The sequence below is a fragment of the Streptomyces rubellomurinus genome (assembly GCF_000961885.1).
Classification (GTDB): domain Bacteria; phylum Actinomycetota; class Actinomycetes; order Streptomycetales; family Streptomycetaceae; genus Kitasatospora; species Kitasatospora rubellomurina.
Genome location: NZ_JZKH01000002.1, coordinates 126,381 through 140,826, shown reverse-complemented (window position 1 = coordinate 140,826; position 14,446 = coordinate 126,381). Strand labels below are relative to the sequence as shown.

General features: G+C 70.3%; 14 protein-coding genes and 1 riboswitch. Of the genes, 7 read left to right on the top strand and 7 right to left on the bottom strand.

The genetic code is table 11. The features are described from left to right. Positions 1–143 precede the first annotated feature (143 nt). The 4 genes from ctaC (at position 144) to VM95_RS01900 (ending at position 4,657) form a co-directional block, all read left to right on the top strand. Positions 144–998, top strand: coding sequence for an aa3-type cytochrome oxidase subunit II (gene ctaC / locus VM95_RS01915; RefSeq protein WP_045692183.1), 855 nt, complete (start codon positions 144–146; stop codon positions 996–998). After that, on the top strand, positions 995–2,770 hold the full coding sequence (gene ctaD, locus VM95_RS01910) for an aa3-type cytochrome oxidase subunit I (RefSeq protein WP_045692182.1): 1,776 nt from the start codon (positions 995–997) through the stop codon (positions 2,768–2,770). The genes ctaC and ctaD overlap by 4 nt, the downstream gene beginning before the upstream one ends. Continuing rightward, positions 2,770–3,186 carry a cytochrome c oxidase subunit 4 gene (locus VM95_RS01905; protein ID WP_045692181.1) on the top strand — a complete coding sequence of 139 codons (417 nt, stop codon included), beginning with the start codon at positions 2,770–2,772 and terminating at the stop codon, positions 3,184–3,186. The genes ctaD and VM95_RS01905 overlap by 1 nt, the downstream gene beginning before the upstream one ends. 214 nt (positions 3,187–3,400) lie before the next feature. Next, positions 3,401–4,657 carry a L,D-transpeptidase gene (locus tag VM95_RS01900; RefSeq protein WP_052707092.1) on the top strand — a complete coding sequence of 419 codons (1,257 nt, stop codon included), beginning with the start codon at positions 3,401–3,403 and terminating at the stop codon, positions 4,655–4,657. Positions 4,658–4,676: 19 nt separating this feature from the next. Here VM95_RS01900 and VM95_RS01895 read toward each other — a convergent pair whose 3' ends face one another. The 5 genes from VM95_RS01895 to ctaE all read right to left on the bottom strand — a co-directional run bounded on the left by VM95_RS01895 (position 4,677) and on the right by ctaE (position 9,519). After that, positions 4,677–5,045, bottom strand: coding sequence for a GntR family transcriptional regulator (locus VM95_RS01895; protein WP_045692180.1), 369 nt, complete (start codon positions 5,043–5,045; stop codon positions 4,677–4,679). A gap of 137 nt (positions 5,046–5,182) precedes the next feature. Beyond that, positions 5,183–6,847, bottom strand: coding sequence for a cytochrome bc1 complex cytochrome b subunit (gene qcrB, locus VM95_RS01890; RefSeq protein WP_045692179.1), 1,665 nt, complete (start codon positions 6,845–6,847; stop codon positions 5,183–5,185). Further along, on the bottom strand, positions 6,844–7,893 hold the full coding sequence (qcrA, locus tag VM95_RS01885) for a cytochrome bc1 complex Rieske iron-sulfur subunit (RefSeq protein WP_244178576.1): 1,050 nt from the start codon (positions 7,891–7,893) through the stop codon (positions 6,844–6,846). The genes qcrB and qcrA overlap by 4 nt, the downstream gene beginning before the upstream one ends. An 8-nt stretch (positions 7,894–7,901) precedes the next feature. Beyond that, the gene (gene qcrC, locus VM95_RS01880; protein ID WP_045692177.1) at positions 7,902–8,711 is read right to left on the bottom strand and encodes a cytochrome bc1 complex diheme cytochrome c subunit; all 810 of its coding nucleotides are present in this window, start codon (positions 8,709–8,711) and stop codon (positions 7,902–7,904) included. A 187-nt stretch (positions 8,712–8,898) separates the two neighbouring features. Then, complete coding sequence (ctaE, locus tag VM95_RS01875; protein WP_045692176.1) at positions 8,899–9,519, bottom strand: aa3-type cytochrome oxidase subunit III; 621 nt, start codon at positions 9,517–9,519, stop codon at positions 8,899–8,901. Between the two features lie 398 nt (positions 9,520–9,917). Here ctaE and VM95_RS01870 point away from each other — a divergent pair, with 398 nt between their 5' ends. The 3 genes from VM95_RS01870 to VM95_RS01860 all read left to right on the top strand — a co-directional run bounded on the left by VM95_RS01870 (position 9,918) and on the right by VM95_RS01860 (position 13,298). Next, positions 9,918–10,343 carry a response regulator gene (locus tag VM95_RS01870; protein ID WP_045692175.1) on the top strand — a complete coding sequence of 142 codons (426 nt, stop codon included), beginning with the start codon at positions 9,918–9,920 and terminating at the stop codon, positions 10,341–10,343. A 160-nt stretch (positions 10,344–10,503) separates the two neighbouring features. After that, entirely contained in the window at positions 10,504–11,580 is a 1,077-nt protein-coding gene (gene trpD, locus VM95_RS01865; protein ID WP_045692174.1) for an anthranilate phosphoribosyltransferase, read from the top strand. A gap of 108 nt (positions 11,581–11,688) precedes the next feature. Further along, positions 11,689–11,806, top strand: a riboswitch (SAM riboswitch). 52 nt (positions 11,807–11,858) lie between these two features. Beyond that, positions 11,859–13,298: an aminotransferase class V-fold PLP-dependent enzyme gene (locus tag VM95_RS01860; protein WP_045692173.1), complete on the top strand. Its 1,440-nt coding sequence runs from the start codon at positions 11,859–11,861 to the stop codon at positions 13,296–13,298. Between the two features lie 17 nt (positions 13,299–13,315). On the opposite strand, the gene VM95_RS01855 is transcribed toward VM95_RS01860, so the two are convergent. Continuing rightward, entirely contained in the window at positions 13,316–13,597 is a 282-nt protein-coding gene (locus VM95_RS01855) for an Lrp/AsnC ligand binding domain-containing protein (RefSeq protein WP_045692172.1), read from the bottom strand. Further along, positions 13,594–14,409, bottom strand: a complete 816-nt coding sequence (locus tag VM95_RS01850; RefSeq protein ID WP_052707091.1) for a rhomboid family intramembrane serine protease — start codon at positions 14,407–14,409, stop codon at positions 13,594–13,596. Before VM95_RS01850 ends, VM95_RS01855 begins: the two co-directional genes overlap by 4 nt. Positions 14,410–14,446: the final 37 nt, after the last annotated feature.

The window sequence follows — 14,446 nt, the reverse complement described above, 5'->3', positions numbered from 1 at the left end:
GGGCTGCCCGTCAGGAGCGCATAAGGCTGGAGTAGGGTTTGGCCCGCATAAGCATTCAAACCGTGCCCGTGGACGGGTCGCCGGAGGCTCACCATCCTCCTCGGGGCGACGCGAAGGCGGGCGAGACTTCGGGAAGGCGCTACGTGAGTCCCAACGGCTCCGACCGCTCGCCGCGGCGCACGATGCGGCGGAAGCTGCCTCAGGCGCTGGCACTGGGCCTCGTCATCGCTACCGCCACCGGCTGCTCGGCCAACGACCTCCCCAGGCTTGGCCTCCCGAGCCCCGTCACCAAGGAAGGGCCGATGGTCCTCCAGATGTGGCAGGGGTCCTGGATCGCGGCGCTGGTGGTCGGCGTACTGATGTGGGGTCTGATCATCTGGAGCGTGATCTTCCACCGGCGCAGCCGCACCGGTGTGGAGGTTCCCCCGCAGACCCGGTACAACGTGCCCATCGAGGCGCTCTACACCGCGGTCCCCATCATCATCGTGTCGGTGCTCTTCTACTTCGTCGCCCGCGACGAGTCGAAGCTGACCAAGGTCTCCGAGAAGCCGCAGCACGTGGTCAACGTGGTCGGCTTCCAGTGGAGCTGGGCGTTCAACTACGAGAACACCGAGACCCCCGACCCGGCCAACAAGAACGCCGCGTACGAGGTCGGCACCCCCAAGGACGCGCCGACGCTCTGGCTGCCGGTCAACGAGACGGTGCAGTTCCGTCTCACCTCGCGTGACGTCATCCACGACTTCTGGCCCGTCAACTTCATGATGAAGATGGACGTCGTGCCGGGTGTGGTGAACAAGTTCGAGGTCACCCCGACCGTCAAGGGCGACTACATGGGCAAGTGTGCCGAGCTCTGCGGCACCGACCACTCGCGCATGCTGTTCAACGTCAAGGTCGTCGACCGCGCCGACTACGACAAGCACCTGGCCGAGCTTCGTGACAAGGGCCAGAGCGGTGCGGTGCCTTCCGGCCTGATCAGCATGGGAAGTGAAGAGAAGTGACCATCCTCAACGAGCCCGCCGCGGCCGGCGGGGGCGCCGGGGCCGTCACGGTCGGAGCGCAGCGGACCCGCAAGCCGGGTGCGACCATCATCAAGTGGCTGACCACCACCGACCACAAGACGATCGGCACCCTGTACCTGGGCACGTCGTTCGCCTTCTTCCTGATCGGTGGCATCCTCGCCCTGGTCATGCGTGCCGAGCTGGCCCGTCCCGGGACGCAGATCCTGTCGAACGAGCAGTTCAACCAGGCGTTCACGATGCACGGCACGATCATGCTGCTGATGTTCGCGACGCCGCTGTTCGCGGGCTTCGCGAACTGGATCATGCCGCTGCAGATCGGCGCCCCGGACGTGGCCTTCCCGCGTCTGAACATGTTCGCGTACTGGCTGTACCTGTTCGGCTCGATCATCGCCGTCGCCGGCTTCGTGACCCCGAACGGTGCCGCCAACTTCGGTTGGTTCGCCTACTCCCCGCTGTCGGACGCGGTTCACTCGCCCGGCATCGGCGGCGACATGTGGATCATGGGTCTGGCCTTCTCCGGCTTCGGCACGATCCTCGGTGCGGTCAACTTCATCACCACGATCATCTGCATGCGCGCACCCGGCATGACGATGTTCCGGATGTCGATCTTCGTCTGGAACACCCTGCTGACCGCCGTGCTGGTCCTGCTGGCCTTCCCGGTGCTGGCCGCCGCGCTGTTCGCCCTGGAGGCGGACCGCAAGTTCGGCGCCCACGTCTTCGACCCGGCCAACGGCGGGGCGATGCTGTGGCAGCACCTGTTCTGGTTCTTCGGCCACCCCGAGGTCTACATCATCGCGCTGCCGTTCTTCGGCATCGTGTCGGAGATCATCCCGGTCTTCAGCCGCAAGCCGATGTTCGGCTACTCCGGCCTGATCGCGGCCACCATCGCGATCGCCGGTCTGTCCGTGACGGTGTGGGCGCACCACATGTACGTCACCGGCCAGGTGCTGCTGCCGTTCTTCTCCTTCATGACCTTCCTGATCGCGGTCCCGACCGGTGTGAAGTTCTTCAACTGGGTCGGCACCATGTGGAAGGGCTCGCTGAGCTTCGAGACCCCGATGCTCTGGACGGTCGGCTTCCTGGTCACCTTCCTCTTCGGTGGTCTGACCGGTGTCCTGCTGGCCTCCCCGCCGATCGACTTCCACGTCTCGGACTCGTACTTCGTCGTCGCCCACTTCCACTACGTGGTCTTCGGCACCGTCGTGTTCGCGATGTTCGCCGGCTTCCACTTCTGGTGGCCGAAGATGACCGGCAAGATGCTGGACGAGCGCCTCGGCAAGATCACCTTCTGGACGCTGTTCTTCGGCTTCCACGCGACCTTCCTGGTGCAGCACTGGCTCGGCGCCGAGGGCATGCCCCGCCGCTACGCCGACTACCTGGAGTCGGACGGCTTCACCACGCTGAACACCGTCTCCACCATCGGCTCCTTCGTGCTCGGCCTGTCGATCCTGCCGTTCCTCTACAACGTCTGGAAGACCGCCAAGTACGGCGAGAAGGTCGAGCAGGACGACCCGTGGGGCTTCGGCCGCTCGCTCGAGTGGGCGACCTCCTGCCCGCCGCCGCGGCACAACTTCCTCACGCTGCCGCGCATCCGCTCGGAATCCCCGGCCTTCGACCTCCACCACCCGGAGATCGCCGCGCTGGACTACCTGGAGAACCACGGCGAGCAGGCGAAGCACCTCGCCGGTGTGACCCCGGCGAAGTACGACGCCCCGAAGCTGGGCAAGGGCAAGCAGGAGGGTGACGCCTGATGAAGGAACAGGGAAAGATCTTCCTCGGTCTGGCGGTCTTCGTCCTCGCGATGGCCATCACCTACGGCCTGTGGACGAACAGCTCCGACCTCGGCATCGAGGCGGCCGGCACCACCGCGCTCTTCCTCGCCTTCTCGCTGTGTGCCTTCATCGGGTACTACCTCGCCTTCACCGCCCGCCGGGTGGACAGCGGCGCGGGTGACAACCCCGAGGCCGAGGTCGCGGACGACTCCGGTGAGCTGGGCTTCTTCGCCCCGCACAGCTGGCAGCCGCTCTCGCTGGCGCTCGGTGGCGCGCTCGCCTTCCTGGGCGTGATCTTCGGCTGGTGGCTGATGTTCTGGGCCGCTCCGATCATCGCGATCGGCATCTTCGGATGGGTCTTCGAGTTCTACCGGGGCGAGAACCAGAACCAGTAAGGTTCCGACTCCGACACCGGGGCCGGTCCTCCCGCAGGGGAGGGCCGGCCCCGCTGCGTTTTCCCCGGCCCGCCGGGGTCCGGGGAGCGGGGCCCCGGCGCGGGGGCCTCGGAGCGGGTCTCACCCGCCCGGCCGAACGACGGCACGCTCGGATGTCGCTCAGCCCCATGACGTTCCTACGATCTGATCAATCGTGCGAACCCCGGAGGCGGGCATGTCCGACAGGCGCGCAATAGCAGGCATCGGCAGCATCTCGCTGACCCTCGCCGTCCTGGCCTCACTGGCCGCGTGCTCGTCCGGCGAGGAGGAGACCGCCGGACCGCACCGGATCGACGCGGCCCCGCTGGTGCACCTCTCGGCCGAGGGCAAGGCCGACCCCTCCCAGCCGGTCACCGTGACCGCCGTGGCGGGCAGCCGGCTCACCGACGTCACCGTGGTCGGCCCGGACGGCCGGGTGGTGGCCGGCAAGCTCGCCGAGGACCAGCGCAGCTGGCAGACCACCGGGCACCTGAAGGCCGGCACCGCGTACACCGTCCGGATCTCCGCCGACGACGGTCGCAACGGCCGCGGTGACACCACCGCCGGCTTCAGCACCCTCGCCGCCCAGCGCCTGCTCACCGCCAAGCTCGGCCCGGACTCCTCCGGCAGCGGCGTCTACGGCGTCGGCCAGCCGCTCACCGTGCAGCTCTCCGAGGCGGTGAAGGACCCGCAGGCCCGGCAGGAGGTCGAGCGGGCCCTGACCATCACCTCCCAGCCCGCCGTCACGGGCGGCTGGTACTGGGTGGACGACAAGGACCTGCACTTCCGCCCGGAGGAGTACTGGCCGGCCGGCACGACCGTCTCGCTGGCCTTCGACGGCACCGGCAGCCGGATCTCGGACGGCCTGTACGGCGGCGACCGCAGCTCGCTGCGGCTGCGGATCGGCGAGCGGGTCGAGTCGGTGGTCGACGCCGCCGCCCACGAGCTCACCATCAAGCGGGACGGCGAGGTGCTCCGGACCATCCCGGTCACCACCGGCAAGCCCGGCTTCGACACCCGCAACGGCGTCAAGGTGGTGCTCGGCCAGGAGCGGTCGGTCCGGATGAACGGCGAGACGATCGGCATAGCCGCCGGCGGTGCGGACTCCTACGACCTGGAGGTGGAATGGGCCACCCGGGTGACCTGGAGCGGCGAGTACGTGCACGCGGCGCCCTGGTCGGTCGGCTCGCAGGGCGTGGAGAACGTCAGCCACGGCTGCACCGGCATGAGCACCGAGAACGCCAAGTGGTTCTACCAGAACACCCGGGTGGGGGACCTGGTGACGGTGGTGAACAGCCGGGGCGCCGAGATGGAGCCCTTCGGCAACGGCTTCGGCGACTGGAACGTCTCCTGGGCGAACTGGACCAAGCACAGCGCCCTCGGACAGGCCGTCAGCACCACCGCCCCGGCCGCCCAGGCCCCGGCCGCGGGGATGATCCGCCCGGAGGTCTGAGGCAGGCCCGGGAGGCGCCCTACGCCTCGGGCAGGGCCCGCAGCGCGGTGTCCACCGCCGCGAGGGCGTCGGCGCGGGAGAGCCCGAGCCGGGCGGCCCGCTCCGCGTACGCGGCGGCGGCCTCGGCGGCCAGGCGGTGGGCGGTGTCCCCGGTGGCGGCGATCAGGGTGCCGCGCCGGCCGTGGGTCTCCACCACGCCGTCCGCCTCCAGCTCCTTGTAGGCCCGGGCGACCGTCCCGGCGGCCAGCCCCAGCTCCTCGGCCAGGGCCCGGACGGTCGGCAGCCGCAGCCCGGTCGGCAGCTCGCCGGTGCGGGCCCGCTCGGCGATCTGGGCGCGGATCTGCTCGTACGGGGGAGTGGCGGCGGCGGGATCGACGGACAGCTGCACGGGGGCTCCAGGCGACGGGCGGGTACGGGACCGGCGGGTTCGGGGCGGGCGGGTACGGGCGGGCGGGTACGGAAAAGCCCGAGGGCCGCCGACCAGGTGAACTCTGGTCAGCGGCCCTCGGGGTGGCGCGTACGGGATCAGTGGTGGCCGTGGCCGCTGGTGATCTCGTGGTGCTCCTCGGCGGTCGGCTTGGGGATCTGGCTTCCCTCGCCGTAGAAGCCGCGGGAGAGCTTGGCCCGGGTGCGGGTGAGGACGCCGGCCTTGCGGGCCACGCCGTTCTCGTCCGTCTGGGCCGGCAGCTGGACCGGCTGGATCTGCTCGTGCGCGGTGAGCGTGTGCAGGTCCTTCTGGGGCAGCTGGGCGTGCACCTCGACGAACTCGCCGTGCGGCAGGCGCTTGATGACGCCCGTCTCGCGGCCGTGCAGCACCTTCTCCTTGTCACGGCGCTGCAGGCCGAGGCACCAGCGCTTGGTGACGATGAAGGTGACGACCGGGACGACGAAGAAGCCGACGCGGACGAAGTAGGTGATGGCGTTCAGCGACAGGTGCAGGTGGGTGGCGAACAGGTCGTTGCCACCACCGATCAGCAGCACCAGGTACAGGCTGATCCAGGCGGCACCCAGCGCGGTGCGGACCGGGGCGTTGCGCGGGCGGTCCAGGATGTGGTGCTCGCGCTTGTCGCCGGTGATCCAGCTCTCGATGAACGGGTAGACCGCGATCGAGACCAGGACCAGCGGGAAGACCACCATCAGCGGGATGAAGACACCCAGGTTCAGGGTGTGGCCGCCCCAGACGCTGATCTCCCAGCCCGGCATGACGCGGATCAGGCCCTCGGAGAAGCCCATGTACCAGTCCGGCTGGGCGTCGGTCGACACCTGGTCGGGGCGGTACGGGCCGTACGCCCAGATCGGGTTGATCGAGGCGATCGCCGAGATGGCGGCGATGAGGCCGAACACCAGGAAGAAGAAGCCACCGGCCTTGGCCATGTAGACCGGCATCAGCGGCATGCCGACGACGTTCTTCTCGGTCTTGCCCGGGCCCGCCCACTGGGTGTGCTTGTGGTAGAAGACCAGGATCAGGTGCGCCACCAGCAGGCCGAGCATGATGCCCGGGATCAGCAGCACGTGGATCGTGAAGAACCGCGGGATGATGTCGTGGCCGGGGAACTCGCCCCCGAACAGGAACATCTGGACGTAGGTGCCCACCAGCGGGACGGCGAGGATCGCGCCTTCCATGAAGCGGATACCGGTACCCGACAGCAGGTCGTCCGGCAGCGAGTAGCCGAAGAAGCCGTCGAACATGCCCAGGACCAGCAGCAGGAAGCCGAAGACCCAGTTGATCTCACGCGGCTTGCGGAACGCGCCGGTGAAGAACACGCGCATCATGTGCACGAGCATGCCCGCCACGAAGACCAGCGCGGCCCAGTGGTGGATCTGGCGGATCAGCAGACCGCCGCGCACCTCGAAGCTGATGTCGACGGTCGAGGCGTACGCCTCGGACATCCCGATGCCCTTGAGCGGGACGTACGAGCCGTCGTAGATGACCTCGCCCATCGAGGGCTTGAAGAACAGCGTCAGGTAGACGCCGGTCATGATGATGATGATGAACGTGTAGAGGCAGATCTCGCCCAGCATGAAGGACCAGTGGTCCGGGAAGATCTTCCGCAGGTTGGCCTTGGCGAGGGAGTAGATCCCCAGCCGGCCGTCCGTCCAGTCAGCGGCGGCTTCCCACTTGCTCGCGGGCTTGGCGCGCGTGCTGGCGGGCTTGGCGGCACCGGAGGTGGTGCTGCTCGCGCTACTCATCGAGCACGCTCCCAGTAGCTCGGGCCGACGGGCTCAGCGAAGTCGCCGGTGGCGACCAGGTTGCCCTTCTCGTCAGTGATGATCTTCAGCTGCGGCAGCGGGTGGCCGGCCGGGCCGAAGATGACGCGCGCGCCGTCCGCCAGGTCGAAGGTCGACTGGTGGCAGGGGCAGAGCGCGTGGTGGGTCTGCTGCTCGTACAGGCTGATCGGGCAGCCGACGTGGGTGCAGATCTTGGAGTAGGCGAGGATGCCCTCGAAGCCCAGCTCCCGGGACTTGTCGTCCTTGATGTCCTCCGGTGCGATGCGCACCAGCATCAGGGCGTCCTTGGCGATGCGCTGCTGGAAGTCCTCGTCGTGGGTGGTCAGACCCTTCGGCATGGCGAAGGTCAGCGAACCGACGACGATGTCCTCGGCCTTCATCGGCTGCATGGTGCTCATGTTGACGAGCTCCAGCGGCATGGCCTGGGTGGCCTTGCCCCAGCCGGTGCCCATGAGCTTCTTCTCGGGCAGCGGGCCCAGGTCGCGGAGCAGGACCACGCCGGAGAGCGGGACCAGCGCCAGCGAGCCGAGGAGGGTGTTGCGGATCATCTTGCGGCGGCCGAAGCCGGACTCCGCGGCGCCCTGCCGGAACTGCTCCATGATGTCGGCGCGCAGCTCGTCGTCGGCCTCGATCGGGTGACGCTCGGCCGGGACCTCGACGTCCGACATCAGGGTGCGGGCCCAGTGGACCGCGCCGGCGCCGATCATGAACAGCGCGACGCCCAGGGTCATGCCCAGCGCGAAGTTCAGCGCGCTGACCTTGCCCAGCGGGAAGATGTAGACGATCTTGTCGGGGTCGATGGCCACGAACGAGGCGATGAAGCCGATGGTGGCGAGCATCGAGACCACGAACATCAGCGAGACCTGGCGCTCGGCCCGCTTGGCGGCCCGCTCGTCGATGTCGGTGCGACGCGGCTCGTGGGCCGGCAGGCCCGGGTCGGCGAAGGGGTTGCCGTGCTCGGCGACCTCGCCGGCGGAGCCGTGCGACTCCGGGAGGTTCTCTGACATGTCGTGGCTCATGACTTCTTGGCCTTGGTGGTGTGGGCGGCGACCCAGATCGCGACCGCGATGAGCGTGCCGAGACCGAAGATCCAGCCGAACAGACCCTCGGTCACCGGACCGAGGCTGCCGAGCGTGAGACCACCGGGGTTGGGCTCATCGGAGGTGGTGTGGCGGACGAAGGCCACGATCTGCTTCTTCTGCTCCTCGGGCATGGTGGTGTCCGGGAACGACGGCATGTTCTGCGGGCCGGTCTGCATGGCCTCGTAGATGTGCTTGGCGTCCACGCCCTCCAGCGAGGGGGCGTACTTGCCCTTGGTCAGGGCACCGCCCTGGCCGGCGAAGTTGTGGCACTGGGCGCAGTTGGTGCGGAACAGCTCGCCACCCTTGGAGATGTCCTCCGGGTTGGTCGAGGTGTACTGCTCAGCCTTCGGCGCGACCGGGCCGGGGCCCAGCGAGCCCACGAAGGCGGCGAGCTGGTCGATCTCGGCCTGGGAGTAGATGTTCTTCTTGCGCGGGACCTGCGCGCCGGGCTGCTGGGCCGGCATGCGGCCGGTGCCGACCTGGAAGTCGACGGACGCGGTGCCGACGCCGACCAGGCTCGGACCGTCGCTGCTGCCCTGGCCGTTCAGGCCGTGGCAGGAGGAGCAGCCGACGGCGAAGAGCTTCTTGCCCTCTTCGATCTCGAGCGACTGCGCGGTGACGTCGGCCTGCGCCTTGCTGGCGGGCGCGAACGCGGCGTACAGCCCCCCGGTGGCCGCCAGGGCGAGAAGTAGGACGACCAGCGCCGCCAATGGGTGGCGCCGTCGTGCGGAGAGCTTTTTCACGGAATAACCCCGGTGTCAGGATCTGGTCGACTGGTGGGTGCACCCGGCGGCCGGTCTGGCCGGCACGAGGCTGCCTCTCTAGGGCTGCGCGCGCGGTCGGTCGGTGGGAGCTTCGGCACCGGCAGAAGCGGCCCGACGCCGGTGAGGGCGGGGGCCGCAGCCGGTGGCCAGCGACCTGATCAGCTGGTTACTTGATCAGGTAGATGGTCGCGAACAGGCCGATCCACACGACGTCGACGAAGTGCCAGTAGTACGACACGACGATCGCGGCGGTGGCCTGCTCGTGCGTGAAGCGCTTGGCTGCGTAAGTCCGTCCCAGGACCAGCAGGAAGGCGATCAGACCACCCGTCACGTGCAGACCGTGGAAGCCGGTGGTCATGTAGAACACGGTGCCGTACGGGTCGGAGGACAGCGAGAGGCCGTCCTTCTTGACCAGCTCCGTGTACTCGAAGATCTGACCGCCGATGAAGATCGCGCCCATCATGAACGTGATGACGAACCACGCGCGGAGCTTCTTCACGTCCCCGCGCTCGGCGGCGAACACGCCGAGCTGGCAGGTCAGCGAGGAGAGCACCAGGATCGTGGTGTTGCCCGCGGAGAAGGGGACGTTGAGGGCGTGCGCCTTCTCGGTCCAGAACTCGGCTCCCTTGACGGAGCGGAGCGTGAAGTACATCGCGAAGAGGGCCGCGAAGAACATCAGCTCGGAACTGAGCCAGACGATCGTTCCGACGCTGACCATGTTCGGTCGGTTGACCGATCCATGCGCGTGCCCGGTTTCTACTGCTGTTGCTGTCGCCACGACGGACATTATGTCGGTCCCTTATTCCGTCTTCACGCCGGGGGGTGTCCCTCGGAGTGTCCGGTGCGTGCGGTATGCCCGCTTGGGGGGCGGCCGGGGGGCCGGACGGGGGCTGAGCAGCGGCGTGTCCCTTTTCTGACGGTTCCTCGACGGGGCCCTGCGGCCCGCTGGCCAGCGTGTCGCTGCCGGGTCGCGCGGGCGCGCGGAGGTAAGGGGAACGGGCCCGGGGTCGGCCGTACGAGTGGACCGCGGGTGACGGGGTGACGGGGTGTCCTCCAGGCGGCCGAGCGGCGGGCGCGACGGCTTGGGGAGGAAGGTGTGCGCGGGGGAGTCGGCGACGGGGGAAAGCGGAGTAGCATCCGGATCAGGCGAACGTGGTCCGGATCACACTTGAGGGAGCAGGGTCCATGGCGTACACGACCGACGAGACGCTCACCGTCCTGGTCTACAGCGACGACCGCAACACCCGCGAGCAGGTGCTGACGGCGCTCGGCCGCCGGCCCGCCGAGGATCTTCCCGAGCTGGACTACCTGGAATGCGCGACCACCCCCGCGGTGCTGAAGGCGCTGGAGAAGGGCGGCGTCGACCTCTGCGTCCTGGACGGCGAGGCGGTGCCGGCCGGCGGGCTCGGGCTCGGGCGCCAGCTCAAGGACGAGATCTACGGCTGCCCGCCGGTGCTCGTGCTGATCGGCCGGCCGCAGGACTCCTGGCTCGCCGCCTGGAGCCGGGCCGACGCCGCGATCTCCCGCCCGGTGGACCCGGTGGCGCTGGCCGAGGCGGCCGCCGTCCTGCTGCGGGGCCGACTGGCGAAGCGGGCGCCGGCCGCGCGCTGAGCGCCGGCGGACGGCCCGGAGCCGTTCCCGTACGAAGTTGCCGGTGCTGTCTCAGTACGAGAGAAGGGGCCGCCGCGGCGGCCCTTCCGCTCGATAGGCTGACTTCCATCCGTACGGACGTCCCCCGTGGGTGGGGGAACCGACAACAGTGGAGTCAGCCATGGTGAACGCGAACCCTGCGAACGGCGGTAGCGACCCCGCGCAGGTGGTCCGTACCTGGCCGGACATCCTGGCGGCGCTGTTGAAGGGGGAGGACCTCGACCGCTCGGCCACCGCGTGGGCGATGGACCGGATCATGAGCGGCGAGGCGTCCCCCGTCCAGGTCGCCGGCTTCATGATCGCGCTGCGGGCCAAGGGCGAGACGGTCGACGAGATCACCGGTCTGGTGGACTCGATGTACGCGCACGCCGAGCCGCTGGAGATCGCCGGCCCGGCGGTCGACATCGTCGGCACCGGCGGCGACCGGGCGAAGACCGTCAACATCTCCACCATGTCGGCGATCGTCGCGGCCGCGGCCGGCGCCAAGGTGGTCAAGCACGGCAACCGGTCGGCCTCCTCCGCCAGCGGCTCCTCGGACGTGCTGGAGAAACTCGGCGTCGCGCTCGACCTGCCCGCGCGGCGGGTCGCCGAGGTCGCCGAGGAGGTCGGGCTCACCTTCTGCTTCGCCGCGAAGTTCCACCCCTCGATGCGGCACGCCGCCACCGCGCGGCGCGACCTCGGGGTGCCGACCGCGTTCAACATCCTCGGCCCGCTCACCAACCCGGCCAAGGTCAGCGCGCACGCGATCGGCTGCTTCGACACCCGGCTCGCCGGGCTGATCGCCGGGGTGCTCGCCCGGCGCGGGGCCAGCGCCCTGGTGTTCCGCGGCGACGACGGGCTGGACGAGCTCACCATCACCACCACCTCGCAGGTGTGGATCGTGCGCGACGGCGCCGTCACCGAGACCTCCTTCGACCCGCGGGACGTCGGCATCGAGCTGGTCGGCATCGAGGCGCTGCGCGGCGGGGACCCGTCCTACAACGCCGAGGTCGCGCGCCGGCTGCTGGCCGGGGAGCGCGGGCCGGTGCGGGACGCCGTCCTGCTGAACACGGCGGCGGCGCTGGTCGCGCTCGAACCCGGCGACGCGCCGCTCACCGAGCAGCTCGCGGCGGGGATGGTGCGGGCGGCCGAGGCCATCGACTCGGGTGCGGCGGAGGAGCTGCTGCGCCGCTGGTCGGGGGCCACCAGCCGGGGCTGAGGCGGTAGTTGACGGGCCCGTGGCGATTCGTCGCCGCGGGCCCCTGTCGTGTCCGGATGGTGGACCTGTGTTTGACCGTCCGATGTGTGCGACCTAGAGTCTTGGCCAGGTCATGAGTGACAGCGACAAGCCCCAGCTTGCTGTCCGGCAACCCTCCGTCCGTGGCGGGGTGCCCTGGGTGAGGACCGGGTCGCTCGGCGAATCGTCCGTGCGGCAAGCGCGGACGCCGGACGACGAGCACTCCCGGGGTCCCTGACCCGTAGAAGGAGTGCATCCTCATGTCCCTCTCCCACCCGTCGCCCGCCACCACCCTTGCATCGACGCTCCCCCAGACTCCGTCCGGGGGGACCCCCGTCGCGCGGCCCCTCCCGTGCGCCCCGCTCGCCGTCCTCGGCCGTGACGTCCAGGTCCCGCTCGCCAGCGGGGAGAAGGTCGGCTACGCGGCGCTCGACTACGCGGCCAGCTCGCCGGCGCTGCAGCGGGTCTGGGACGACGTCGCCGCCTACGCGCCGTACTACGGCAGCGTGCACCGGGGCGCCGGGTACCTCTCCCAGCTGTCCACCGACCTGTTCGAGCAGAGCCGCCGGACCGTCGCCGAGTTCCTCGACCTGCGCGAGGGCGACCAGGTGGTGTTCACCCGCGCCACCACCGACTCGCTCAACCTGCTGGCCGGGGCCGTGCCGGCCGGCACCCGGGTGTTCGCCTTCGAGACCGAGCACCACGCCTCGCTGCTGCCCTGGGCGCACGCCGGGCTGGAGGTGCGGTACCTGGCGGCGCCGCGCTCGCGGGCCGAGGCGGTGGCCGCGCTGGACGCCGCGCTCGCCGAGGCGCCCGAGGGCCCCAAGCTGCTGTGCGTCACCGGCGCCTCGAACGTCACCGGGGAGCTGTGGCCGGTCGCCGCGCTGACCGAGACCGCGCACCGGCACGGCGCCCGGGTGGTGCTGGACGCCGCGCAGCTCGCCCCGCACCACCGGGTCTCGGTGCGGGAGTCGGGCGTCGACTGGATCGCCTTCTCCGGCCACAAGCTCTACGCGCCGTTCGGCGCGGGGGTGTTGGCCGGTCGCTCGGACTGGCTGGACGCGGCCGAGCCGTACCTGGCCGGCGGCGGGGCGACCCGGACGGTGGCCCGGGAGACGGACGGCTCGGTGGCCGTGCAGTGGCACACCGGCCCGGCCCGGCACGAGGCCGGTTCGCCGAACGTCATCGGCGCCTACGCGATCGCCTCGGCCTGCCGGGCGCTGACCGAGGCGGGCTTCGAGGCGCTGGAGGCCCGGGAGCAGCGGCTGATCGACCGGCTGACGGCGGGGCTGGCGGAGATTCCGCAGGTCAAGGTGCTGAACCTGTTCGGCCCCGGCTCCGCGCGGGTGGGGGTGCTGTCCTTCGTCGTCCAGGACTGGAACAGCTCGCACTTCTCGGCCGCGCTGTCCGCCGAGTACGGCATCGGGGTGCGCGACGGCCTGTTCTGCGCGCACCCGCTGGTGCGCACCCTGCTCGGGGACGACACCCCGGCCGCCGACTCGGCGTGCGGTGCTCCCGACGCGTCGCTGCCCGGTGAGCGCAGCCTGAACGCGATCCGGGTGAGCTTCGGCGCCGGGACGCCGGACGAGCACGTCGAGCGCTTCCTGACCGCCGTCCGTGAGCTGGTCACGGACGGCGCGGCGTGGAACTACCGTAACGAGGGCGGGCGTTGTGTCGCCGACAGCCGGCGGGAGGGCTGAGCGGGCCCCGGGGCGTCCTACTCGTCGAGGCCGAGGGCGAAGGCGGCTTCCAGGTCGTGCTGGGAGTAGGTGCGGAAGGCGATCTGGGTCTCGGTCTGGGCCACGCCCGGGACCTTGTTCAGCCGGCCCGGGATGACGTCGGCCAGGTCGTCGTGACGGCGCACCCGGACCATCGCCACCAGGTCGTAGCCGCCGGTCACCGAGTACACCTCGCTGACGCCCTCGATCGCGGCGATGGCCTCGGCGATCTCCGGAATGCGGTCGACACTGGTCTTGATCAGGACGATGGCGGTGATCACTGTTCGCGCTCCTTCGTGGGTTGCCGCCAGGGTATCGGGCGTCGGCCGGGTCGTCGCGGGGGGTGACCGAGCACGGTGCAGGCGTAGAGGAACCCGGCCGAGAAGCCGATGACGTGCACCAGGTAGGCCACGCCCGGGCCGGCCGCGTGCACCGACCACCACTGCAGCGCGAACCACAGGCCGAGCACCAGCCAGGCCGGGAAGCGCAGCGGCAGGAAGAGCAGCAGCGGGACGAGGGTGGTCACCCGGGCGCGCGGATGGAAGCGCAGGTAGGCGCCGAGCACGGCGGAGATCGCGCCCGAGGCGCCGATCAGGACGCGGGTGGAGCCCGGCGAGTGGGCCTCGGCGAGCGCGAAGCCGTACGTGGCCAGGCTGCCGGCGGCCAGGTAGAAGAGGGCGAACCGGGCCCGGCCCAGGCGCTGTTCGACGGTGGGGCCGAAGACGTGGAGGAAGAGCAGGTTGCCGAGCAGGTGCAGCCAGCCGGCGTGCAGGAAGAGGCCGGTGAGGACGGACAGCGCCGGGTGCTTGCCCGGGGTCGCGGCGACCGGGCAGCCCGGGACGGGGTCGGGGGCCTCGGCCAGCTGTTCGGAGGTCAGCGGACGGCCGGCCAGGATCTCGGCCGGGATCGCGCCCCAGCGCTGCTCGTACCGCTGCTCGGCGCAGACCCGGGCCTGGCCGGTGCCGTACAGCGGGTTGAGGCCGGCGGCCGGGGCGAGCAGGAACACCAGGGTGTTGACCGCGATCAGGGCGTAGCTGACCGCCGGGGCGGGCCCGGCCGGTGCGTCGGTGTGGTCAGGGGCCGCGAGCGCCATGGGGCCAAGCATCCCTCCGGGCGGCCGAGGTGACACG